This window comes from Chryseobacterium sp. CT-SW4, assembly GCF_048572715.1.
Lineage (GTDB): Bacteria > Bacteroidota > Bacteroidia > Flavobacteriales > Weeksellaceae > Chryseobacterium.
Window position 1 is genome coordinate 1,580,430 of sequence record NZ_CP183840.1, and the last position, 24,510, is coordinate 1,604,939.

The 24,510-nt window shown below is 36.8% G+C and carries 23 protein-coding genes; 10 read left to right on the forward strand and 13 right to left on the reverse strand.

Annotation, left to right across the window (positions count from 1 at the left end):
- The first annotated feature begins 91 nt into the window (after nt 1-91).
- From ABJ974_RS07045 to apaG, 4 genes are all read left to right on the forward strand, one after another.
- A complete protein-coding gene (locus ABJ974_RS07045) occupies nt 92-1,132 on the forward strand; it encodes an SRPBCC family protein (protein ID WP_419870676.1) in 1,041 nt (346 codons plus the stop codon).
- A 123-nt stretch (nt 1,133-1,255) separates the two neighbouring features.
- Nucleotides 1,256-4,072, forward strand: coding sequence for a 2-oxoglutarate dehydrogenase E1 component (locus tag ABJ974_RS07050; protein WP_419870677.1), 2,817 nt, complete (start codon nt 1,256-1,258; stop codon nt 4,070-4,072).
- A gap of 37 nt (nt 4,073-4,109) precedes the next feature.
- Nucleotides 4,110-5,366: a 2-oxoglutarate dehydrogenase complex dihydrolipoyllysine-residue succinyltransferase gene (gene odhB, locus ABJ974_RS07055; protein ID WP_419870678.1), complete on the forward strand. Its 1,257-nt coding sequence runs from the start codon at nt 4,110-4,112 to the stop codon at nt 5,364-5,366.
- 82 nt (nt 5,367-5,448) lie between these two features.
- A complete protein-coding gene (gene apaG, locus ABJ974_RS07060) occupies nt 5,449-5,835 on the forward strand; it encodes a Co2+/Mg2+ efflux protein ApaG (RefSeq protein WP_419870679.1) in 387 nt (128 codons plus the stop codon).
- 2 nt (nt 5,836-5,837) lie between these two features.
- Here the strand turns inward: apaG and ABJ974_RS07065 are convergent, their stop codons facing one another.
- The 3 genes from ABJ974_RS07065 to ABJ974_RS07075 all read right to left on the reverse strand — a co-directional run bounded on the left by ABJ974_RS07065 (nt 5,838) and on the right by ABJ974_RS07075 (nt 8,392).
- On the reverse strand, nt 5,838-6,392 hold the full coding sequence (locus tag ABJ974_RS07065) for a 3'-5' exonuclease (protein ID WP_419870680.1): 555 nt from the start codon (nt 6,390-6,392) through the stop codon (nt 5,838-5,840).
- 141 nt (nt 6,393-6,533) lie between these two features.
- Entirely contained in the window at nt 6,534-7,502 is a 969-nt protein-coding gene (locus tag ABJ974_RS07070) for a glycosyltransferase family 2 protein (RefSeq protein ID WP_419870681.1), read from the reverse strand.
- Between the two features lie 5 nt (nt 7,503-7,507).
- Nucleotides 7,508-8,392: a lysophospholipid acyltransferase family protein gene (locus ABJ974_RS07075; protein ID WP_419870682.1), complete on the reverse strand. Its 885-nt coding sequence runs from the start codon at nt 8,390-8,392 to the stop codon at nt 7,508-7,510.
- 80 nt (nt 8,393-8,472) lie between these two features.
- On the opposite strand from ABJ974_RS07075, the gene ABJ974_RS07080 reads away from it, so the two are divergent.
- The 3 genes from ABJ974_RS07080 (at nt 8,473) to ABJ974_RS07090 (ending at nt 11,492) form a co-directional block, all read left to right on the forward strand.
- Nucleotides 8,473-9,021 carry a thioredoxin family protein gene (locus tag ABJ974_RS07080; protein ID WP_419870683.1) on the forward strand — a complete coding sequence of 183 codons (549 nt, stop codon included), beginning with the start codon at nt 8,473-8,475 and terminating at the stop codon, nt 9,019-9,021.
- Between the two features lie 264 nt (nt 9,022-9,285).
- Nucleotides 9,286-10,965: an autotransporter outer membrane beta-barrel domain-containing protein gene (locus tag ABJ974_RS07085; RefSeq protein WP_419870684.1), complete on the forward strand. Its 1,680-nt coding sequence runs from the start codon at nt 9,286-9,288 to the stop codon at nt 10,963-10,965.
- 17 nt (nt 10,966-10,982) lie between these two features.
- Entirely contained in the window at nt 10,983-11,492 is a 510-nt protein-coding gene (locus tag ABJ974_RS07090) for a hypothetical protein (RefSeq protein WP_419870685.1), read from the forward strand.
- A 4-nt stretch (nt 11,493-11,496) separates the two neighbouring features.
- On the opposite strand, the gene ABJ974_RS07095 is transcribed toward ABJ974_RS07090, so the two are convergent.
- From ABJ974_RS07095 to ABJ974_RS07105, 3 genes are read right to left on the reverse strand one after another with little or no spacing between them, the layout of a single operon-like run.
- Nucleotides 11,497-13,059, reverse strand: coding sequence for an MFS transporter (locus tag ABJ974_RS07095; protein WP_419870686.1), 1,563 nt, complete (start codon nt 13,057-13,059; stop codon nt 11,497-11,499).
- Nucleotides 13,060-13,063: 4 nt separating this feature from the next.
- Complete coding sequence (locus tag ABJ974_RS07100) at nt 13,064-14,113, reverse strand: HlyD family secretion protein (protein WP_419870687.1); 1,050 nt, start codon at nt 14,111-14,113, stop codon at nt 13,064-13,066.
- Between the two features lie 5 nt (nt 14,114-14,118).
- The gene (locus ABJ974_RS07105; RefSeq protein WP_419870688.1) at nt 14,119-15,456 is read right to left on the reverse strand and encodes a TolC family protein; all 1,338 of its coding nucleotides are present in this window, start codon (nt 15,454-15,456) and stop codon (nt 14,119-14,121) included.
- 137 nt (nt 15,457-15,593) lie between these two features.
- On the opposite strand from ABJ974_RS07105, the gene ABJ974_RS07110 reads away from it, so the two are divergent.
- A complete protein-coding gene (locus ABJ974_RS07110; RefSeq protein WP_419870689.1) occupies nt 15,594-16,397 on the forward strand; it encodes an AraC family transcriptional regulator in 804 nt (267 codons plus the stop codon).
- A gap of 65 nt (nt 16,398-16,462) precedes the next feature.
- On the opposite strand, the gene rplI is transcribed toward ABJ974_RS07110, so the two are convergent.
- The 7 genes from rplI to ABJ974_RS07145 form a co-directional block, all read right to left on the reverse strand.
- On the reverse strand, nt 16,463-16,969 hold the full coding sequence (gene rplI / locus ABJ974_RS07115) for a 50S ribosomal protein L9 (RefSeq protein ID WP_419870690.1): 507 nt from the start codon (nt 16,967-16,969) through the stop codon (nt 16,463-16,465).
- Between the two features lie 109 nt (nt 16,970-17,078).
- Nucleotides 17,079-17,381 (reverse strand): 30S ribosomal protein S18, encoded by a 303-nt coding sequence (gene rpsR, locus ABJ974_RS07120; RefSeq protein ID WP_007844708.1) that lies wholly within the window; start codon nt 17,379-17,381, stop codon nt 17,079-17,081.
- A 29-nt stretch (nt 17,382-17,410) separates the two neighbouring features.
- The gene (rpsF, locus tag ABJ974_RS07125; protein WP_419870691.1) at nt 17,411-17,752 is read right to left on the reverse strand and encodes a 30S ribosomal protein S6; all 342 of its coding nucleotides are present in this window, start codon (nt 17,750-17,752) and stop codon (nt 17,411-17,413) included.
- Nucleotides 17,753-17,872: 120 nt separating this feature from the next.
- Complete coding sequence (locus ABJ974_RS07130) at nt 17,873-19,225, reverse strand: chloride channel protein (RefSeq protein WP_419870692.1); 1,353 nt, start codon at nt 19,223-19,225, stop codon at nt 17,873-17,875.
- A 186-nt stretch (nt 19,226-19,411) separates the two neighbouring features.
- Nucleotides 19,412-20,734 (reverse strand): dihydrolipoamide acetyltransferase family protein, encoded by a 1,323-nt coding sequence (locus ABJ974_RS07135; RefSeq protein WP_419870693.1) that lies wholly within the window; start codon nt 20,732-20,734, stop codon nt 19,412-19,414.
- 63 nt (nt 20,735-20,797) lie between these two features.
- Nucleotides 20,798-21,625 carry an SAM hydrolase/SAM-dependent halogenase family protein gene (locus tag ABJ974_RS07140; RefSeq protein WP_419870694.1) on the reverse strand — a complete coding sequence of 276 codons (828 nt, stop codon included), beginning with the start codon at nt 21,623-21,625 and terminating at the stop codon, nt 20,798-20,800.
- Between the two features lie 172 nt (nt 21,626-21,797).
- The gene (locus ABJ974_RS07145; protein ID WP_419870695.1) at nt 21,798-22,286 is read right to left on the reverse strand and encodes a YagU family protein; all 489 of its coding nucleotides are present in this window, start codon (nt 22,284-22,286) and stop codon (nt 21,798-21,800) included.
- Between the two features lie 177 nt (nt 22,287-22,463).
- Between ABJ974_RS07145 and ABJ974_RS07150 the strand changes: the two genes are divergently transcribed.
- Entirely contained in the window at nt 22,464-23,423 is a 960-nt protein-coding gene (locus ABJ974_RS07150) for a PhoH family protein (protein ID WP_419870696.1), read from the forward strand.
- Nucleotides 23,424-23,883: 460 nt separating this feature from the next.
- On the forward strand, nt 23,884-24,486 hold the full coding sequence (locus tag ABJ974_RS07155) for an outer membrane beta-barrel protein (RefSeq protein ID WP_419870697.1): 603 nt from the start codon (nt 23,884-23,886) through the stop codon (nt 24,484-24,486).
- Nucleotides 24,487-24,510: the final 24 nt, after the last annotated feature.

Here is a 24,510-nt window from a genome sequence, read left to right on the forward strand (position 1 = left end):
GAGGGTAATAAACTTAATTTTTTACCCGATAAATACTACTAAGAGTGATCAGGTTATTGGTCACTTTTTTTATTTGTATTACTTTTGTGCGATGCGTTTTATTAGATTATTAATAGCTATTATCTTTTTGCTGGGAGGGGCTTATGCACTTTCCATGTATTATTTTGTAGATGAAAGCAGGGACTTTCAGCTGGAAAAGGAAATCGATTATCCGCTGGATAAAGTATTTATTCAGTTTAATAATTTACAGAACTTTACCCGCTGGAATAATTTCTTTTCCAGTTCACAGTCTATGGATATAGATTATTACACACCTTATGAAGGGCAGGGAAGTTCCATAAGCTACGTGGACGATAAAAACGATACCCAGGGTGAATTATTCATACGATATGAAAATCTTAATAAAACACTTAAATATCAGCTGTTTGAAGATGAAAATGAAAACCCTACGCTGATTGATATTAAATTTAAAGCCGTTTCCCCTGAACGGACAAAAATCATCTGGTATGTCCATACTCCGAAGCAGCCGGTTTTAAAAAGGGTAAAAAACTTCTGGACGGAAGACCGTTTTTCTGAGAATATTGATAAAAGTATGGTAAACCTTAAAAATGTTCTCAGCAATAAAGTGGAAAAAGATAAGCTCATGGCTACCATCAAATATGATAGTTTAATGGTTGAAAAAGAGGAAGAAGTCATACTATTGGGAATAAATGTAAGTACTTCCAATAAGAAAGATGCCCTTTATAAGAATATTGTTATGAATTATAACAAAATGTATAATTACGTAACGATGGACTTAGGAAAAAAACAGGACGAATTCGGTTATCCGGTTTTAATAACGGATGCGGATAATTATAAAGACAGAGAAGTTTCTTATTTTCTCGGAATTCCTTTGTCCAAAAAGGAAGGGATCACGGATAATAACTTTAGTTTCAGGACGATAAATCCTACTCAAAACTATGTGATTTACTATAAAGGTTCCTATGCCGGAAGAGTAAGGGCTATCCAGCAGATTATCCAAAAAGCTAAAAAAGACGTGATGCGTTTTGGGGATATCAAACAGACTTTTATAGAGCCTCCCACCGAAGAAGAAGAGGTCACTATGAAGCTGTCATTACCCGTCTATAAGTAAATTCCTTGAAATATTTAGGTTATAGTTTTTTTTAATAATTGCTAACTGCCCTGAATCGGTTTTTTTTATTAAATTTGAAGATTAATTCACGTAACAAAATTTAATAATAGATACACTGTAATAATGGACAGATTTTCATTCCTAAACGCAGCTCATTCTCAATTAATTGAGGATTTATACCAACAATATTTAAAATTCCCAGACTCTTTAGAACCATCATGGAAGGCTTTTTTTCAAGGTTTTGATTTTGCTTTGGAGAACTATGGTGATGATGATAATATTCAATATGTTCAAACTTCAGTGAATTCTTCCCCTGTTGTTCAGCAGGCTTCTCAGGCAGTAGCAGGTGGTGAGGTTCCGGAACACATTAGAAAAGAATTTAAGGTAGTAAACCTTATTGAAGCATACAGGACACGCGGACATTTATTCACCAAAACGAATCCGGTACGTGAGAGGAGGCACTATGCTCCCACTTTAGATATTGAAAACTTTGGACTTACACAGGAAGACCTAAATGTGAAATTCAATTGTGCGGTAGAAACCGGAATGAAAGGACCTGCCACTTTGCAGGAACTCATCACTCACCTGAAGAATATTTATTGCGATTCTATCGGAGTGGAGTATATGCACATTAACAATGTTGAAGAAAAGGATTTTATCAAAAAATGGTTGCAGGTAAATGAAAATCACCCCAATCTTTCGGCGAACGAAAAAACCGAGATTTTATTAAAATTAAATCAGGCTGTTGCTTTTGAAAATTATCTTCATACTAAATTCGTAGGACAGAAAAGATTCTCTCTCGAAGGAGGGGAAACATTGATTCCCGCTTTGGACCAGCTTATTTCCAGATCTTCTCAGCTAGGAGTGGATGAAGTGGTATTAGGAATGGCACACAGAGGAAGATTGAACGTGCTATCTAATATTTTCGGGAAATCTTATAAACAGATATTCTCCGAGTTTGAAGGAAAAGAATTTGAAGAAGATGTATTCTCCGGTGACGTAAAATATCACTTAGGATCTTCCAAAAAAATTAAAACAGCTTCAGGAGAAGAAGTTTCTATTAACTTAACTCCGAACCCTTCCCACCTGGAAACGGTAGCAGCCCTGGTAGAAGGGATCTGCCGTGCGAAAATTGACGATAAATACAAAGGAGATTCATCCAATATTTTACCGATCGTTATTCATGGAGACGGAGCTATTGCAGGACAAGGGATTGTATATGAAGTGGCTCAGATGATGAATCTGGAAGGATATAAAACAGGAGGTACGGTTCATATCGTAGTAAATAACCAGGTGTCATTTACAACCAACTATGTAGATGCAAGATCTTCCACATACTGTACGGATATCGCAAAAGTAACGGAATCTCCGGTAATGCATGTGAATGCTGATGATGCAGAAGCGGTGGTACATGCCATCCATTTTGCAGCAGATTTCAGAGCAAAATTCGGAAAAGATGTTTACATCGACCTTTTAGGATACAGAAAATACGGCCATAATGAAGGTGATGAACCTAGATTTACCCAGCCGAACCTTTATAAACTGATTTCTAAACACCCTAACCCTAGAGAGATTTATAAAGATAAATTATTGAAGGATAGCGTTGTTTCCAATGATGTTCTTAAGAAAATGGAAGATGACTTCAAGGCTCTTTTAGATAAGGACTTTGATGCTTCCAAAGAAATTGCCAAAAATACAATGGACGTGTTCATGTCTGATGACTGGACCAACTATCCGATTGGAAAAAGAGGAGCGGTACAGCTACCTGTTGATACAAAATATGATTTAGCTAAACTAAAAGAATTAGCGATCAGTATGTCCACACTTCCGGCTGATAAGAAGTTCATCAATAAAATAACAAGGTTATTTGAAAACCGTTTGAAAGCTATTGAAGGAGACTCTTTAGACTGGGCTTTAGGAGAATGGCTGGCTTATGCTACATTGCTTACTGAAGGACATAACGTAAGAATTTCCGGAGAAGATGTGGAAAGAGGAACATTCTCTCACAGACATGCGGTTGTAAAAACAGAAGATACGGAAGAAGAATATGTACCATTAAAACATGTTTCGGAAAGTAGATTTGATGTGTATAACTCTCACCTTTCTGAATATGGAGTATTAGGCTTCGATTACGGATATGCAATGGCTTCACCTAATACCTTAACGGTCTGGGAAGCTCAGTTCGGGGATTTTGTGAACGGTGCGCAGATTATTATAGACCAATATTTGGTAGCAGCAGAAGAAAAATGGAAAATCCAGGATGGATTGGTAATGTTACTGCCTCACGGATCGGAAGGTCAGGGAGCAGAGCACTCTTCAGCAAGACTCGAAAGATTCTTAACGCTTTGTGCCAATGAAAATATGGTAGTAGCGAATATTACTTCCCCTGCCAACTATTTCCACTTGTTGAGAAGACAGTTAAAATGGGCCTTCAGAAAACCATTAGTGGTAATGAGCCCTAAATCTCTGTTGAGACACCCGAAAGTGGTTTCTCCTTTAGAAGACTTTGCAAACGGAAGCTTCCAGCCTATATTAGATGATCCTACGGCAGATGCTAAAAAAGTAGATAAACTGGTGCTTTGCTCAGGTAAGCTTTATTTTGAACTATTGGCTAAGAAAGAAGAACTGAATGCTGAAAATGTAGCCTTAGTAAGATTTGAGCAGTTATATCCGTTACAGACAGATGCAATTGAAGCGATCTTCAAAAAATACGGAAACAGAAAAGAAATCATCTGGGCTCAGGAAGAACCTGAAAATATGGGAGCATGGTCTTATATCCTGAGAAACTTCAGAGATACGGGAATCCAGGTAATAGCCCCTGTACCAAGTGGTGCTCCGGCTCCGGGAAGTCACAAAATGTTCGAGAAAAATCAAAATGCAGTTATAAATAAGGTTTTTGGAACTGATGATACTCCGGGATCAAGACCAGTAACGGCTTAATTAAAATAATCAATTAAAAAATAAAAAAATACTCAATATGTCAATCTTAGAAATGAAAGTTCCTTCACCGGGCGAGTCAATTACAGAAGTTGAAATTGCAACTTGGCTTGTAAAAGATGGTGATTATGTAGAAAAAGATCAACCTATCGCTGAGGTGGACTCAGATAAAGCAACTCTTGAATTGCCAGCTGAACAAAGCGGTGTTATTACTTTGAAAGCAGAAGAAGGTGATGTAGTACAAGTAGGTCAGGTAGTTTGTTTAATTGATATGGACGCTGCAAAACCTGAAGGAACAGCTGCTCCTGCCGCTGAAGCTCCAAAACAGGAAGAAGCCCCTAAGGCAGAGCCGGCTAAACCGGAAGCTCCTAAGCCTGCAGCACAACCGGCTGCAGCGACTCAGACCTATGCTACTGGAGCGCCATCTCCGGCAGCTAAAAAAATTCTTGATGAAAAAGGTATTGATGCAGGTCAGGTTTCAGGAACAGGAAGAGACGGAAGAGTAACTAAATCCGATGCAGAATTAGCTGCTGTTCCTGCTATGGGAGGAACTTCATTATCGGCTACAGGATCCAGAGCGGTTACTACCACTAAGCTTTCAGTTCTTAGAAGAAAAATAGCTTCAAGATTGGTTTCTGTAAAAAATGAAACAGCTATGTTAACTACCTTTAATGAGGTTGACATGTCTGAAATCTTTAGATTAAGAAAACAGTATAAAGAAGAATTTGCTCAAAAACACGGTGTAGGATTAGGCTTTATGTCTTTCTTTACAAAAGCGGTTACCAGAGCATTACAAATGTACCCGGATGTTAATGCATCCATCGACGGAGACTTTAAAGTGAACTATGATTTCTGCGATATATCTATTGCGGTTTCAGGACCTAAAGGATTGATGGTTCCAGTATTGAGAAATGCAGAGAATATGTCTTTCAATGGAGTAGAGGCTAATATCAAAGATCTTGCAATTAAAGTAAGAGACGGGAAGATTACAGTAGATGAAATGACGGGAGGTACATTTACCATTACCAATGGAGGTACTTTCGGGTCTATGTTGTCTACTCCGATCATTAACCCTCCTCAATCTGCGATCTTAGGAATGCACAATATCATTCAGAGACCGGTAGCGGTAGACGGGCAGGTGGTTATCCGTCCGATGATGTATGTAGCACTTTCTTATGACCACAGAATTATTGACGGAAAAGAATCCGTAGGTTTCCTTGTAGCTGTAAAAGAAGCGATCGATAACCCTGTTGAGCTTCTATTAGGAGGGGACGAAAGGAAAGGTCTTGGATTATAATTTTAATAATATTATAATATAATAAATGTCTCGCCTCTAAAAAGGGCGAGATTTTTGCATCTATTCAATAAAAACGACTAAGATGTTTTCGAAAATTACTTCCAATATCAAAGTTTCAGTAATTCCTGAATATGATAGTAAGAACAGTTATCCGTCAGAAAACCGCTATGTTTTTAAATACAATATCAGCATAGAAAACGAGGGCGACTTCGATGTTAAAATCTTAAAAAGAAAATGGCTGATTTTTGATGTGGGATTCGGGTATACTGAAATAACAGGGGATGGAGTGATAGGATTGACTCCCGAGATCCCCGTAGGCGAAAATTTCACCTATTTTTCCAATGTAATGCTTCGTTCAGGAGTAGGAAATATGAGTGGAAAATATTTAATTAAAAACATGAAAACCCAGGAGACTTTTGAAATAGATATTCCTAAGTTCAATCTGCTGTCGGAAGTTTTGAGTAATTAAACCTAAAGCTTTTTAATAGTGGTGCTCATGTTTTCCCTTACTTCTTCATTGCTGTTGATAAATAACTTTTCAAAAGCAAGAAGAGATATTTTAGCACAGGCTTCGGCATCGTCACCTGCTCTATGGTGGTTAAAATGTATTTGGTGATATTCGGCTAAGTGTTTTAATCCGTATTTGGGAAGGTAATTCCAGGATTTTTTCGCCAGCTGGATACTGCATAGATAATTGAGAGAAGGCGTAAAAAGGCCGTAATGATTCAGGCAACCCCTTAAAACACCGGCATCAAAACTGGCGTTATGGGCAATCATAAGAGTTCCGTACATCATTTCCTCTACCTCATACCATATCTCATCAAACGTAGGAGCTTCTTTTACATCTTCCGGCAAAATTCCATGAATAGAAGTATTGAATTTACTGAAATAAGGAAAGCTTGGTGGTTTGATCAGCCAGGTTTTTGTTTCTACAATTTTGGAATCTTGTACAATACAGACTCCAAGTTCACATGCAGAACTTCTCTCATGAGTTGCCGTTTCAAAATCTATTGCGCAGAAATCCATTTTCTAAAATTAAAATATTAAGATAAGAATTTTTATCTAAATTATCATAATATTTTGTAAATATTTTAAATTTAATAAAGATATGTTTACGTATTTATAATATATGAATCGTCGGATATTAAAGAAATATCACTTTCCATATTACAGAAAATGTTTAAAAATGAGCCACTTGGTCTGGTAAAAGTTGCTGATCTGATGCTTTTGACGGAGTTTCCAGGTAGCAGGTGCTTGTGCATAAAAGCCAAAGTGGGCCCTTACAACCGCCCAAAGATGAGGAATACCACTTTTAAAGCCAAAATATATTCCCGCAATACCATCTAAACACAATCTGAAAAAAATAAGCCAGATAAGCTTGGGAAAAGGAAGGTTCTTAAGCATCATGGATAAATTATTGCGGATATTCAGATAGGTTTTCTGAGGGTTCTGTTTGTTTAATGTTCCTCCTCCCACGTGATAAACTTCCGATTTTCCCGTGTAGTATATCTTCCTTTGATTGTTTTTGAGCCGCCAGCATAGATCTATTTCTTCCTGATGAGCGAAGAAACGTTCATCAAATCCATTCTGATCCCAAAAGTCCTTTGAACGGATAAAAAAGCAGCATCCCGAAGCCCAGAAAATTTCTGTTTCATCATTGTATTGACCTTTATCTTCCTCTACATCATCAAAAATTCTCCCTCTGCAATAGGGATATCCGAGATTATCGATAAGCCCGCCGGCTGCTCCTGCAAATTCAAAATAATTTTTATGGTGGTAAGAAAGTATTTTGGGCTGAACAGCAGCTATGTTTTTATCTTTTTCAAATAAATGAAGAACCGGCTCAATCCAGTTCGAAGTGACTTCCACATCGGAATTAAGAAGGCAGTAATATTCTGCATTTATCTTTTTTAGCCCTTCATTATAACCTCCTGCAAAGCCAAAATTTTTATCGTTCTTAATCATTTCTACCGTCGGGAAAGTCGATTGAATATAACTTACGGAATCGTCAGTCGATAAATTATCTATAATATAAATTTTTGTCTCTTGAGAATGGCTGATTACAGAGGGAAGAAATTTTTCCAGCCATTTCTTACCATTCCAGTTCAATATTACAATTGCTAGATTTTGGGACATGTAAATTATATTTTTTTGGAATCAAAGGTTTTGATGGAATCCTGGTATTTCCACTTTCTGTGGGACCAGAGATAATTGTCAGGCCTTTTATGTAAGGTGTTTTCTAACAGCTTATGGAATTTTCTAACCACTTCATTTTCTACAAACTTTTCTCCATCAGGATAGATCCTCTGATAATTGACCTGATAGAATCCCCTTTTTACTTTTTTCATTTCACAGTAAATGAATACGAGATCCATACGTGTTGCCAATTTATCATAGCCGATAAAAACGGGAGTTTTCTGATGGAGAAATTCGAGTCCGTAATTGACATGGGCAACATGAGGAGTCTGGTCCGCGACAAACATATACGCTGAGTTTCCGTTGTTTTCTGACCGGAAGATATTGAGGATGACTTCATTGGCTTCCAGGGCTTCATTCCCGAATTTATTCCGCACTTTCTTCATCTGGTTTTCCCAGAAATTACTGTTCACCTTTCTGTAAACAGGGTGGCAGTGCTCCTGTGGGATAATTCTGGCCAGGGCATTAATCCATTCCCAGTTAAAGACATGTCCCGCAAGGAGAATGATATTTTTACCTTCCTTTTTAGCTTCATGAAAAAGCTCCTGGTTAATATGCTGCATCCTTACGCGTGATTCCGTTTCGGAAATACTGAATGATTTAATGGTTTCTACCAGGTAATCGGAAAAGTTCCAATAAAATTTCTTTCTTATTTCCCGGATTTCTTTTTCAGATTTTTCTGGAAATGAATTTTTCAGGTTCTGAGTGATCACTTTTTTCCGGTATCCTATCATATAATAGTTAAGAAAGAAGATGATATCCGAAAAAATGTATAATATTCTCAGGGGTGATTTAGAAATTAAGTATAATATTTTGATTAAAAAATTCATAAAACAGGCAAATTTAGTGATAATAAAATTATTGTTCTATTTTTGTGGTGATTTAAGTGTTATTTTTTACCTTTATTCTTATGAAAAAATTATTGATAATAGCCCTTTTGGGAATAAGCTTTTTAGGATATTCCCAAAAAATTATAAAAACCTCTGAAAATAAAAATTCAGGAGAAATATCCCTGGAAGAGAAAAAAAGAATAGCCGCTGAGGAAAAGGCAAAGCTTCCAAAGCCCTATGATCCTAAGGCAGATGCTCAAAAAGATATCAACGAACTGATCGCAAAAGCACAGCAGGAAAATAAAAATATCCTTATCCAGGCAGGAGGGAACTGGTGTATATGGTGCCTTCGCTTTAATCAGTTTGTACAGACTACTCCCGAGCTGAAGGAAATTGTAGATAACAATTATTTGTATTATCATCTTAATTATTCTCCTGATAATAAGAATGAAAAAGTTTTTGCCCAATATGATAATCCGGGAGATAAATTCGGATATCCGGTTTTTATTATTCTGGATAAAAACGGAAAGCTGATTCATATACAAAGAAGTGATGTATTGGAGCAGGATAAGGGATATAGTAAGGAAAAGGTTGCAGAATTTTTTAATAATTGGATTCCTGCATCCTGATAAAATAATATAAGGCCGAGAATTATTCTCGGTTTTTTTATTTCTTTATAAAGAAAATAATGATTATGAATTTTTATGAAAATGGAGGTTTCTGTGATAAATATCATAAATCACTTTTTTAAAAGCTATATGATTGAAATTAATTTACTTATATAAAAGATGAGCATTAATATGTGTTGAATAAGAGATTTACGGATTGAAAAAAATGTTAGTTTGTATTGTTTGATACTAAAAAATGCGTAGTTTTATTAAAAAATAATGACAGTGAGAAAGATAATTTATTTGGTTTTCCTACTATTTTGCTATGTTATTAAAGCACAATGTTCCAATTGTACGGTAAGTAATCCTACCGATCCCAATTATCAGTTCCCGGATAATTCTACTGTTTGCTTTACCACGGATATGGTGTTTAACAATCCAAGTTTTGGTGAGAATGTACGTATTTGTATTGCATCCGGTGTTACTGTTCAGTTTCAGAATAATATTTCTGCTGTCAATAACTCTATACTTTACTTTGATATTAGCGGATCCTTAAGCTTTAACCAGACTACTACAAGTGCTGCCAATCTTGATGTCCATATTTATAACGGGGGGAGTGTAACCGTAGGGGGAGGAAACGGAAACATGAATTTGGTGGGCTCCACTAATAGATTGGTGAATGAAGGAACCGTTCAGATGGGAGTTTTACAGCTGGGTGATAATACTACTAATATTATTGATAATTACAACCTTTTAACCATTAACGGAACTCTTAATATGAGTAATTCCGCAATGACACAGTTTAGAAACTGGACAAGCGGAACGATGAATCTCAACGGGAATTATTCCAATAATGAACAAAGTTTTTTTATCAATTGCGGAACCATTAATTCATTAAGTGGTTTTAATATTAACGGAGGAAAAATTTATAATACCGGAACGTTTAATGTTTCGGGGGATGTTAACCTTTCCGGAAATTCCAGTGAAATCTTTAACTATGGTAAATTCATTTCCAACGGAAATATGAATAATGCTCCCGCGGATGCGATTATTTATAATGAAGGCTTTATGTCCATCAACCAGTATCAGGGAGGAAATGCCCCTTTCAGAGGACCGGCTTCATCTGATAAAAAAGGATATATAGAAGTACAGAATGCCATCCAGGTAAACAATGCTACAATAGGCCCGAATCTTGATTTTAAAAGAACGACCGGAACATCGGATCAGAGTACCGTATTCGTAAACAGTAATCCTACATTCCTGGGGAATGTGACTTATGATTGTGCGGCCACGAACAGCTGTAGTGCCCCTTTGGTAACTGATGTGGATTTCTGTCCGACTATTAACGGAGACCTTCCGCCGATGGCTGTGGATGACACTTATACGATCAATGCAGGAAGTACCTCTGTAGGAACGGTTCTTGATAATGATTTTGAAACTTATAACGGTCCACAGGCTACTTTAGCTAATGTATTTTTGGCCCAGATATCCACTACCAATACGAATATTAACCTGAATACTGTTGACGCCCATATTGAAGTGGCAGCAGGAACTCCATCAGGAACTTATACGGTGGTATATCAGATTTGTCAGCAGGCTGCTCCTACCAATTGTGATACGGCTACTGATACCATAATTGTTCCCGCAGCTACGACGTGCTATAAGCCGGCAGCTACGGCAGGAACGGAGCTTTCATCAAAATACGGAATTACTTCCTTACAAAGAGCCCAGCGGGGTGACAGCAATTGGCCGGGAGCCAGAAAAGGAGCCTGGACAGTCTTGGAATCAAAAACCAAAGGAATGGTTTTAAACAGGCTTTCCGATGCTCAGGTAGCAAGTATACCGGCTGCTGATCTTAAAGAAGGAATGATTGTATACAATACGACACAGAATTGTTTACAGGTTAATATCGATGGAACTCCGACAGGTTGGAGATGTTTTAATACTCAAAGTTGTCCGGATTAATTTAAACTATGTTAAAAATGAAAAAATTAAGCTTTTTAACTCCGTTTCTGATTTCAGCATTTTTATCCGCCCAGGTTGCAATAGGAAAATCAGTGCTGGAATCTTCTTCTTCATCCATTGAATTTGGTGATGAAAACAGAGGAATAGTACTTCCCTGGGTGACCGATACAACCAGTGTGCAAAACGCTGTGAACGGAACTCTTATCTATGATACTTCGGACCATAAGGTTAAGGCCTATGAAAATAATGCCTGGGTAGATCTTTCCGTAGACACTACAGGAACAGCAGATACTGCTTTACAGGATCCTTTAAATGAGAATACGGATGCCAAAGTTGCAATAGGTACTCCTACTGCAACGCCGGGAATCCTCGTGTTGGAAGATGATGATAAAGCAATGATTCTTCCTAAAGTAGCTGATCCGCATCTTAATATTATCGCTCCGGCTCCCGGAATGATGGTTTATGATACCAATAAAAAACTCTTGGCGGTATTCAACGGGTCAGTGTGGACTTTTTGGGGAGAATAATTAGTTACATAACATTCCTGATAACAATTTTAATAGGGTGGGATAATAAAATAATGATGGCGGTGATAAGTGCCAGCCAGAACAATCCTGTAAAAATTTCCATATTGGAAAGTAAAAGAGATTGAGCTGATATTTTAGCTTTAAATGCTCCTGCTGTGAGAGACATGGACTCATTCACCGGAAGCTTGGCCATATTGGCTCCAAACAGCTGATTCCATTGAGAATAAAATAGAGGATTGGTTTCAGTTAAATTATGACTGAGCGTATCTGCATGTTTTAAAGTCAAGCCCAGGATCAGGTTCTGCATTAAGGCATATCCGATTGCCGTCGTCCAGAAACGGGCAGTAGTACCTACCGCTGTCCCGTTGGAAACATAATCCATCGGCAATTCAGAGATTAAGAAAAAGATCAGTGGAGTAAACAATAATCCCTGTGCCACTCCCTGTAAAAACAAAGGAGGACAAATTGTAGATAAAGTAGTATCAGGATAAAAAGTATAGGTAAACCAGGCGCAGTCGACTGCCAGCAAAAAGAATCCCGTAAAAAATACAATTCTTGATGAAATACCCCGGATCAGGCAGACACCTGATAAAAACACTCCTATAAGAGTTCCTGCCACATTCCAGTACTGTATGTTGACAATATAGTCCCAAGGCCATTTCCAGACAGTTGCCATAATGCTGTACACATTATTCAGTCCTGCACGTATAATGTAGAAAATGAAAAAAAGAAGACTTCCTAAAATTACATTTTTATAAGTAAGAACCTCAAAGTGGAATAGAGGTCTTTTTGAATTTCTTTGTTTCAGGATAAATAAGCCCCCTGAAAGAAGAAAAACGAAAATACACATAATGATCACATCAGATTCCAGCCACATCAGCCTTTTACCGTAAATAATAGCATATCCACCCGCCTGCATGGAAATCCAAAGCAGAAACCAGCTTTCAAGATCAAGCTGATATAAAGGTTTTTTAGGAAAAAATCTATTGGTATTAAAAATAGCAAACCCAACGACCAGTACGAAAATATGAAAATAGACGATCATCAGGATCATATGCTGGTAATCATAGTTCTGAATACTGGATTTTAATAGTGAGGTGGTCATGGTACCTCCCGTCAGCATAATGGAATACATAAATAAATATGCTAAAACCCGGGCGTGTTTTGTTTTTAGTTCAGCAGTAATAAGGGGAAGAAAGATTGCCCCTTCCAGTAACCCAAAGGCCCCTTCCAAAAATCTGATCACCAGGATTACATGATAATCGTGCGTTACAGACAATATATAGAGCAGAATAATCGATATCGAAGACATCAGCAGCACATAGTACTTCACGCTGAAATAAGCCATGAACCGGGGTAAAACAAAAAGAGTAACCACAATGGTCCCATACATCAAAATCAATAAGTATTGGACATCGTCAGAGTCAACATCCATAAAGGAAGATGTAAAAGCACTGTTCGAATGGAAGAGTGACATCAACATCAGATGGGGAAACAGTGCCATAATAAGAATCGGCAGTTTCAGCCATTGTGGTACCCAGTTATGATAAATAGAATTATGTTGCATTTTTTTAATTAACTTTCTTTGCACTTACCAGAACATTCATTCCGGAAAGTAGTTTTTCATTGTCTTTGCTGTCATTCAGGATTATTTTTACAGGAAATCTCTGTTCTATTTTCACAAAGTTTCCGGTAGCATTATCCGGTTTCACTAAAGAGAACTGAGATCCTGAAGCAGGAGAAACAGAGGCTATTTTTCCTTTAAATTCCTTATCCGGAAAAGCATCGGCTGTAATTGTCACTTCCTGTGCCGCATCGATTTGTCCCAGCTGGGTTTCTTTATAATTGGCAATGATCCATTTTTCCTTACTTACAATTTGTACCAAGGCTTGTCCTTCCTTGATAAGCTGTCCTTCCTGAATGGTTTTTTTACCTACCCATCCATCGTATGGAGCGGTAATTACGGTATAGGATAAAAACAGTTTGGCATTATTTAGACTGGCTGAGCTTTGCTGGATCTGGCTTTTCGCAGGAGCTACTTTGGTTTCCTGCTCACTGGCACCCGCTCTCACGGCACTTTTTTGTTGTTCCAATGCCAAAAGATTGGCTTTTGCCTGTTCGTAGGAAGCTTTTACATTCTCAAACTGCTGTTCCGTAGCGGCATCCTGTTCAAGAAGGTTTTTATAACGTTTATAATCCTGCTCGGTTCTCCAGATATCCACTTTAGCAGAAGTAATTTTGGCATCTATTATTTTGGTGTCGCTTTCTTTGGTATCTACTCCCTTCTGAATGGTGGTGATCATTTCAGAATTGGCCTGAAGATTGGCTTCAGCCATTTTAACCTGATTTACAAATTCACGGTTGTCGATCACAACAAGCGTATCTCCTTTATGTACAAACTGATTTTCATTGAACTTTATTGTTTTTATGAAACCGGATACTTTACTGGAAATGGGAGTAATATATTGCTCTACCTGTGCATCATTGGTAGTGATATTTTTTCTTGAAAACAGATAGAAACTTATCATTCCTGTGATTCCGGTTATAATGAGAATCCACGCTAATAAAGAGATCGTTTTATTGATTCTTCTTTCCTTTGTAGTCAATTGTTTCTTTGTCATAGCGATTATAAATTTCCAATAGTGTACTGGAGTTGGTAGTATTTTAGTTGTCGGTTAATTTTTACAGAAATAAGATTGGATTGTGCTTCCAGGTAAGCATTATCAGCGTCGATTAATTCGGTGATAAGACTTAATTTATTGGCATATTTTGTCCTTACGATGCGATAGTTTTCTTTAGCCTGATTGATGGCTTCTTCCGCAATTTTGACCTTTTCTTCCGTTTCTTCAAATTTTTTATAAGCTTCAAAAACGTTATGTCTTATCTTTTCTTCATTCTCTTCTATCTGAAGCTTCGCCAGGTCGATGTTTTCCTTCGCTTCCTGCATTTTATATTTATTTTTGTAAAGGCTTTCAATAGGGTAGGTAAGATTGACTCCTATCATGCCCAGGCGGTATGCATAAGGCTCGGGTGGAAAGAAAAGCATATTGGGATATTTAAGGAAATATTCTCCTCCTGCCGTTATTTTAGGCAGATAATTGGCTTTTACAAGTTTTTGATCCAATTCCTTTAAGGATAAATTTTTGCGGTTAATTTCTACCGATTCGTTTTTGCTTAATGCAGTGTCTGTTAATTCATTGATATAGGGAATATCTGCCTTCTCAGAAATCAGGTCTATGGTTTCCACATGTACTTCCTGGTCTTCCGGAAGGGAAAGAATGGTTTTAAGCTTATGTTCGGCGATCTGGATGCTGTTGTCCAGTTCCGTCCAGCTCATTTTATGATTGGAAAGCTGCAATGAAGTCCTTAATACTTCATTATAGGTAACTACGCCATTGTTTTTAAGTGTTTTTACCTGCTTGATGTTGACAGAATCCTCTTTCATTTTTTGATTGATAAGATGCTGCTGTTCTTTCAAATGGTGGATCTGGAGATAAGCAGTGATAATCTCCATTTTAAGCTGTCTTTCATCCCGGTGGGTATTCAGTTCCGAAATCTCACTGTCGATGGCTGCTTTCTTTTCTGTGTTTTTAATTTTTCCTCCCATATAAACGGGAATTGATGCAGAAAGTGTAAAATCATACATTCCGTTGATCACATCATATTTGGTAGATTGATTGAATACGCCGTTCTCATACTGATTAAGGTTGGTAAGCTGGGTGTAACTGGTATGAAATTCGAGATCCGGTAATTTTTCCATTTTGAGATCTTTCTCTCTGGTTTCGGACATACTGCGTTTCAAATGGCTGATCTGAATATTTTTGTTATTCTTTAGACCCAGCTCTATAGCTTGCTGGAGGCTTAGATTCTGATAATCTATCATTTGTGATTGTGCCGTAAAGCTTATTAAAAATAAGCACAACGCAATGCATTGATATTTACAAGCATGAAATATCATTTTCATAATTTTGATACAGGTTTTTTGCTAAATTGATTTTGATACTGCAAATTTACGACAGCATAGAAGAGACCTTATTTGTGAAAACAGAAAAAGATTTGCTCATTTACGCCAAATTCATTTTTTTTGCCTAGCTTTATTCTATGAAAAACACCCATTACGAGGAGCTTGAGGAGGAGGATGCCGAATTTTATGTTTATCATGTCCTGACGGGAAATATACAGACTGAAAAACATACCCACAATTCAGCACAGTTGATTTATGCCGAAGGAGGAATTGTCCATATCTTCACCGAATTCAGACACTGGTATCTGCCGGCTAGGTGCTTTATGTGGATTCCGGCAGGAGTTCCCCATTATGTCCTGAGTTTCAGCCCTAAAGTAGATCTGTATGACTTTTATTTTAAAAAGGAAGATGGAGAGGATGAATTTTTTAATACGATTAATATTTATTCCGTCAATAATCTTCTCCGGGAAATGATCATGTACACCAAAGACTGGAATGGGAAAATCACAAAAAATGACGGTTCAAAATATTATTTCCTTAAAGCCTTAAAAGGAATTTTACCGGAGAAAAAAGATAAAAGATTTGCTTTTCCCGTGCAGCACCCTTTTCCTAAAGACGAGACTCTGCTGAAGATCGCAAAATATATCAATGCCAATCTGGATAAGAACCTTACCATTGAAGCTACGGCAAAGGAGTTCGGAATGAGTACCAGAACATTATCCCGAAAGTTTAAAGAGATCCTGGGTATGAATTATGTCCGGTTTCTGAGAGCCTTAAGAATCACTCGCTCTTTAGAGCTTATGCTGGAAGGAAAATATAATATGTATGAAATTGCCATGATGGTGGGATATAATAGTTTATCCTCTTTCAGCAATATTTTTAAAAAGGTAATCGGGATTCCACCTACGGAATATTATCATAAACTGAAAGGAGATAAATAGTTGTCACAATAAAAAAACCACTTCGATTTGAAGTGGTTTTGTATGGTATAAGAATTATAATCTTATTAAGCTTCTTCAGATGCTGGTTTAGCTTCTTCTTTTTTAGCAGGAGCTGCTTCAACCGGAGCATCAGATACGATATCGAATTCGTAGTTGTACTCAACATTTCTGTGAAGTCTAACAAGAGCAGTGAATTTACCAGTTCTTTTGATAGTATTTCCAGGAATTTTGATGTATTTTTTATCAACTTCCACACCTGCTTTAGCAAGAGCCTCAGAAAGGTTAGCATTGTTGATAGATCCGAATAATTTATCACCTGTACCTACTTTAGCAGGAATAGTAATAGAAGTTTTCTTTAATTGATCTACTACAGCATTAGCAGCAGCGATTAATTTAGCTTCTTCTTCTTTTCTGGCTTCTAATGTAGCTTCAAGATTTGCTTTGTTTTTTGGAGTAGCTAAAACTGCATATCCCTGAGGAAGTAAGAAGTTTCTCGCGTAACCAGGTTTTACGTTTACTGTGTCAAATTCAAGACCTAAATTTTCAACGTCTTTTTTTAGGATAATTTCCATTGTTGTTGTCCTTTTGTAGATTTTGGAAACCAAAATCAAGTTAGAATTAATGATTTATTCAGCAACAAAAGAAGAGGAAAAACCTCTTCTTTTATTTATTTTGTTTGTCTTATTTTAATAAGTCAGCTACGTACGGCATTAAGGCAAGGTGTCTTGCTCTTTTGATAGCAGCAGAAACTTTTCTTTGGTATTTTAAAGAAGTTCCGGTGTATCTTCTAGGTAAAATTTTACCTTGCTCGTTTACGAATTGTAATAAGAAATCAGCATCTTTATAATCTACATGCTTAATTCCGAATTTTTTGAATCTACAATATTTCTTTTCAGATTTTGTATTGATATCAAGCGGAGTAAGGAATTTTACTTCTGATTCTCCTCCGGCTGAGGCTTGTTTTGCCATTTCATCTATTGCCATGTCTCTTGTCTTTGTTTAGGGTTAATTAATTAAGCTTTAGCTGCTTTTACTTTAGCTCTTCTAGTTACAGCGTATTCAATAGCGTGCTTGTCCAGTTTAGTAGTAAGGTAACGGATTACTCTTTCGTCACGCTTAAATGCTAATTCCAGTTCAGATACGATATTTCCTTCTCCTTTAAACTCGATTAAAGTGTAGAATCCATTCTTTTTCAATTGAATAGGATAAGCTAGTTTTTTTAATCCCCAGTTTTCTTTAGCAACGATTTCGCAGTTTCTTTCTTTTAAGAAATCCTCAAATTTTTTCACTGCTTCCTCCACCTGTGCATCAGATAGAACGGGAGTTAAAATGAAAACAGTTTCGTAATTGTTCATAATGTTAAATAAATTTGTTAATTATTTCGAGGTGCAAAAGTAGATATTTTATTTCTAATATGCAATAATGAAAGCTATATTTAAAGAAATAAAAGTGCTAAACCGGTAAATAATTCTTAATCATCTTTTCGGACTTCTTATTTCGGCCAGGAAATTTACTTTTATGACATCGTATAACGAATGTCTGCTCACGAGCAGTGAAACAATGGAAGAAACCATTCCGGCAAGCATTAGATGAAATATTAATGAATGTCTGTCCGTCATTTCCAACACGATAATAGCAGAGGTGAACGGAGCACGGGTAATCCCTGTAAGGAAAGCCACCATTCCGCCCAGAATAACAACATTGGTTTCGTGCGGGCTCAAATGAATTACTCCCGAAATTACAGATCCGATACTGGCTCCTGCCGTAAGTGCCGGTGCGAAAATCCCGCCTGCACCGCCTGAGGTGAAAGATAGGGCAGGACCCAGCATTCTTAAAATGGGAACATACCACTCTTCATGTTTATTGGAAGTAAATAGTACCCTTTCCATGATTTCTTTTCCCGAACCCAGAATTTCCCTGCTTATGAAATAGGCTATGGAAGCAATGATCAAAGCGGAAATGACAAGGAAAATAATATGGGCTTTATCGGATTTCAATCTTTTTTTCCATTGGTTGATCTTAAGCATAAGGACCGAAAGCTGACTGGCCAGAATACCGGAAATACCAGCTACAAGGATCACCGGAAACATAACGGTTAATGAAATATCACTGGTCTTTGGATAACCCAGGTACAAATAAGATCCGGCAAGGGTCTGAGCGGTTAAACCCGCAATGATTACCGCGGTAAAAAGAGCGGTTTTAAAGTAATTAATGTGGGTTTTTGAAAGTTCTTCCACTGCGAATACAATTCCTCCCAAAGGGGTGTTAAACGCTGCTGCAAGTCCTGCTGCTGCCCCTGTCATGATCATATTTTTTTTGGAGATTTTAGGCCACCACTCGGGAAGATATTCATTGACTTTCCTGAACACGGATCCTGCAATCTGAATGGTAGGTCCTTCACGTCCTACCGCACCTCCTCCTATAACCAGGACAACGGAAGAAAGGATCTTAAATAGGATGATTTTAATACTTAGAAGTTTATTGATCTTGGCGTGTTCTTTAGGATTAGCCAGCTCTACGGCTGCCATAACCTGAGGAATACCGCTGCCTTTTGCATAAGGTGCAAATCTTTTGACCAGCCACCATGAAAGCACAAAGCCGATCGGAGCAATAATAAAGATCATCCAGTCATGCCAGTTGAGAATAGTTTCCAGCAGCTTCTCTCCCCAGGCAAATATTTGGGCATACATCACTGCAAAAAAGCCTGTAATCACCGATCCGATCCAGAAAGGGACAGCCTGAAGCAGATTATGCTTTAACCGCTCATTTCGGATATTGTCAAATGATTTTTTGAGACTTCTGTGTATGTATATTAAGATCTTTAACATGATGCAAGCCTGTATTGTTGACCAAGTGTTATATGGGCCGTTAATAATTTTGGAATTATTAAAGAATAGAAATAAAATTTCATCATTTAAAGTTTGTTTTAAAATTAAGTATTAATTATAGAAAATACAAAAAAATAAAAAGCCTCTGTTAAAACAAAGGCTTTTATAATTGATTATATAAATTTTTTATATTTCAGTATTCATATCCCAGTTTTGCAGGTAATCATGAACGTGCTTTAAGAACATTCCTCCTAAAGAACCGTCTACTACTCTGTGGTCGTAAGAATGGGACATAAACATAAGCTGACGGATGGCAATAACATCTCCGTCTTTGGTTTCCAGGACTGCCGGTTTTTTAACGATAGCTCCAATGGCTAGGATCGCAACCTGCGGCTGAGGAATAATAGGGGTTCCCATAAGGTTTCCAAAGCTCCCTACATTAGAAATGGTATAAGTAGCTCCCTGGGTATCTTCAGGTCTTAATTTTTTATTTCTTGCCCTGTATGCAAGGTCGTTGATTGCTTTTGCCAGTCCGGATAAAGAAAGCTGATCAGCATTTTTAATTACCGGAACAATAAGGTTTCCATCCGGAAGTGCCGTTGCCATACCGATGTTAATGTTTTTCTTTTTGATGATATTTTCACCATTTACGGAAACATTGATCATAGGGTAATCCTGGATAGCTTTTACAATTGCTTTCACGAAAATCGGCATGAAGGTCAATTTTTCTCCCTCACGTTTTTCAAAAATATCTTTATGCTTGGCTCTCCATTTCACGACATTGGTAACATCCGTTTCAATGAAAGAAGTTACGTGAGGAGCAATTTGCTTTGCCTTTACCATATTTTCAGCGATGATCTTTCTCATTCTGTCCATAGGAATGATTTCGTCACCTGTCGCTACCTGTACAGGAGTTGCTGTAATAGCGGCTGCCTGAGGAGCAGGAGCGGACTGTTGTACTGCGGCCGGCTGTTGAGAAGCCTGAGGCTGGTTTCCTCTGTTGCTCACATATGAAAGAATATCTTCTTTGGTGATCCTTCCTTCCAGACCACTTCCTTTAATGGTTTTTAATTCGGATTCAGAGATATTTTCCTGTTGTGCGATGGATTTTACAAGCGGAGATAAATAAAGCTCTCCTGAATATTCTGTTGCAGAAGCAGCAGTTGTTTTTAACGGCTCTTCTATTGTTTTTAAAGTTTCAGCGTCCGGTGCTGCCGGAGCAGAAGTTTCTGCGGCAATATTTTCCGAACCTGTATTTTGTCCTTCTCCTTCAATTTCTAAAATAGCAATGGCTTCACCTACTTTAGCAACTTCATCTTTTTGCTTTAAAATTTTAACGATTTTTCCCGAAACCGGTGTCGGAACATCGGAATCTACCTTATCGGTTGCAATTTCTACTACGGAATCATCCTCCTTTACAGTATCTCCTTCATTAAATAACCAAGTGATAACTGTAGCTTCCATAACGCCTTCTCCCATGGAAGGAAGCAATAATTTGTACTCTGCCATTTTTATTTTTTAGATTTTGACAAATATATAAAAAAAATCGGTTTTTTTAAGAAATGTATAATTTTATGAAAACTCAATATAGATATTCTCTCCAACATTTAATCCAAATAAAGTTTTCGCTCCATTTTTTTTACTGCCTTTATAAATTGTAAGCTCCAGAAGCTGACTGTCATTGAATATTGCTGCAGATTGCCCATGATACTCCGTTTCTCTTTCCCAATCGGCAACTACCTCGGTGTGGCTCTGGAAAATCTTGGACAGGCTTAAGTTCCTGAATTTTATGGTAAAGTTCTCAAACCCCTTACTGATGGTATCAAATAATTCTTTGTTGATATTTGATATTATGTTTCCGAAATTATCAATATACATGACTTCACCGATAATCATCTTTTCGGATTCATTGTATACGGGTTTTGGGAAAGAAAGCTGCTTGGCGGATTTTATTTTTCTGCCGATTACTTCGGGAAGTCCTCCATTCGCCAGATGTACGGCTACGGGTACAAAAACATCGGTGGAAGTAAAGTTAACAATATCATCAAACCTGTTGTTCAGGGTGATTTCAAAAATAGCTTCAGGTTTTACATCAAAAAAGATAAGGCTCAGCAGGCCGTTATCAGCTGCAATAAAATACGATCCACCAGCCTGATATAAAATGTTTTTTCTTGATTTATTAAAAAAACTATCTACCGATAGGATATGAATGGTTCCTTTCGGAAAATATTTGTAGGCATTTCTAATGATATATGAAGTCTGGATCAGATTATAAGCCTGGATCTGGTGGGTAATATCGATTATGCGCACCTCAGGATTCAGGGATAGAATTTTTCCTTTTATGGCTGAAACTCTATAATCTAAATTTCCGAAATCTGAAGTAAGGGTAATAATTGACATTGTTGTAATGGAGAATATAATAGCTGTTTTGCAAATTTATTTAAAATAAAGGGAAATAACGGGAAAATTAATCATAAAATCTGATAAAAATATCAATGTGAGAACCTCCGGACCTGATGGCAGAGGCTCTTCAATTGATCGTATTTTCAGGAAATATTTAGGTATAAAACAGTTAAGCGGTACGTTTTACATAGACTCTTATAACTTCGATGGACCATGCCCATACAATATGCCCGAAAAGTTCGGATAAATGTTCCTGCCAGGGTTGATCCCAGGGAGCGGGTATGGTGCCTAGCAAAGGCATAATGATAATATGGAAAAGAATGTAAACCAATATGCCATAAAGCGCGCCATAGCCGAAAGTAATATTTTTATTACGTTCACTGAGGTAATAATAAAGCCATGCAAAGAAAAAACTGAATCCGAAATGAACTATAAAACTGAAGATGGGGCGGGTGTTTTCATTGAAAAGATAGGAGTAATGAGAAATATCTTTAGACAGTCCCAGCTGTTCCAGTAATGTCTGGGGCGGATTGGTGGCATCTCTTTCAGGAGTACGCGGTGGAAAAGGAACTTCCCAGCCGAATTTCACGATGGCAGATAAAAATCCTCCCAGTAAGGTTGCTTTAAATAACTGAAGTTTCACATTTGTGTTGGTCATAATATTTGTATTTTTAATGTATTTGAAGGTATGAAAGTACAATATTATTGAAAAATATTATTTAATAGGAATTTTTGACGTATCAGAATCTTTATTTAAAGAGTGAATATTGTGGATAACAAATTGGCCTTAATTTGAAAAAAAACTTTAATTTTAAGTCAAAATAAATATTATTGCATGTTTGAACTGACCTATGATTTAGAAGGTATTGATGCGAAAAACTTCTATGGAGTTAATAACCAATATTTCAATTTAATAAAATCCAGCTTTCCGACACTTAAAATTACAGGAAGAGATCATTATATTTTTGCGATGGGTAATCAGGAAGCACTGGATGTTTTCAGATCAAAGCTTGATGATATCGTTAGTTTTATTTCCAGGAATAACTCCATAGGCCTTAAAGATGTGGAGAATATTCTGAATATTAAAGACGAAGCGGAAAAACAATTGGTGTTTGATCAGGATATTATTGTTAAAGGAGTTAATGGTAAAATAATAAAGGCAAAGACTACCAATCTTAAAAAGCTTGTTAAAGAAACAGAGAAAAAAGATATGGTATTTGCCATAGGTCCGGCAGGTACCGGAAAAACGTATACGAGTGTTGCCTTGGCAGCAAAAGCACTAAGGGATAAAGAGGTGAAACGGATCATATTAACCAGACCGGCGGTGGAAGCAGGAGAGAGCTTAGGTTTTTTACCGGGAGATCTTAAAGAAAAGCTGGATCCTTATTTACAGCCTCTATATGATGCTCTTAGGGATATGATTCCTCATGAGAAGCTGGAAGGCTTTATGGAAAAGAAAGTGATAGAAGTGGCTCCTTTAGCTTTCATGAGAGGGAGAACTTTAGATGATGCTTTTGTTATCCTCGATGAAGCGCAGAATACTACTCATGCTCAGATGAAAATGTTTCTTACCCGTATGGGGATGAATGCTAAGTTTATTATTACCGGAGATCCCAGCCAGATAGATTTACCTAAAAACCAACATTCCGGACTGAAAGAAGCTATGAGGATTCTTAAAGAAGTAAAAGAAATAGGTTTTGTTCATCTTACCGAAGAGGATGTGGTAAGGCATCCGGTAGTAAGGAAAATTATTCTCGCTTATAATGAGGAGGAAAAAAGACTGAAAAATGAATAAAGCTCCATTTAGGTTTATTGAAAGTTTATTCTGTAATTTTCTTAAGGTTTTAACTTTCATTCATACATATTAATACTATTTATCAGTATGAATAATATGAATTTAGGGTTTCTTTAACAACCCTTTCTAAAATTATTTGGAGTTTAAATAAAGGTAAAAAAGGTATAATCGGCTATGAAAATCCTATTTTTCAGCCGATTTTTCTTTTTTAATAATTACAACCAAAATAGTGAAATAAAAGGAAAATTGTTTGGTTTTTTTAAATGGTTGTTTGATTTTTTAATAAAATCATATAATTGTTGTATTTTTATGAATTTAATAGTTGGGATTTTAGGCTCTAGAGTATCAAAAAAAAAATAAAAACATAGGTATTTACTATGATATTAATCACGTTAACAAATTTTAATATTAGAAATAAGGATTGTAGATTTGCAATAGAAAGTATTAAAATTTTTTGAAAATGAAAAAAATATTATTTGCAAGTGCTATTGCACTTTTCGGATTAGCTAATGCTCAAACAACTGAAAAATCTGGTTTTGAAGGAAGAGTATTCCTAATGGGACAAGTAGGATATGAATCAACAGATAACAACAACAATAACGTAACTACTAATAACTTTAGTATTGTTCCAACTGTTGGTTATTTCGTTTCTCCTACAGTAGCGGTAGGTTTAGGAATTGGTTATGTTAACGCAACTACTAAAAACGAAACTATCGATACTAAGTATATCAATGATGCATTCAAAGTAATGCCATTAGCTAGAAAGTATTGGGGACTTGGAGATAAATTATACATCTTCGGTCAGTTAGCTGTTCCAATGGAGTGGGGTACTGATAAAACTAAAGTAGCAGGAAGCGAAACTTCTAAAGCTAAGTATTCTTCTTACGGAGTACAAATTGCTCCAGGTTTAGATTATTTCTTAACAAACAACTGGTCAGTAGAAGCTACTATCGGAGCATTCGGTTACCAAAACACAAAATACAAAGGTGCTGAAAGTTTAGATAACTACAACTTTGGTTTAAACTTAAGCAACATCCAATTAGGTGTTAAATATATCTTCTAATAAGGTATTATTCTTAATAAAGGC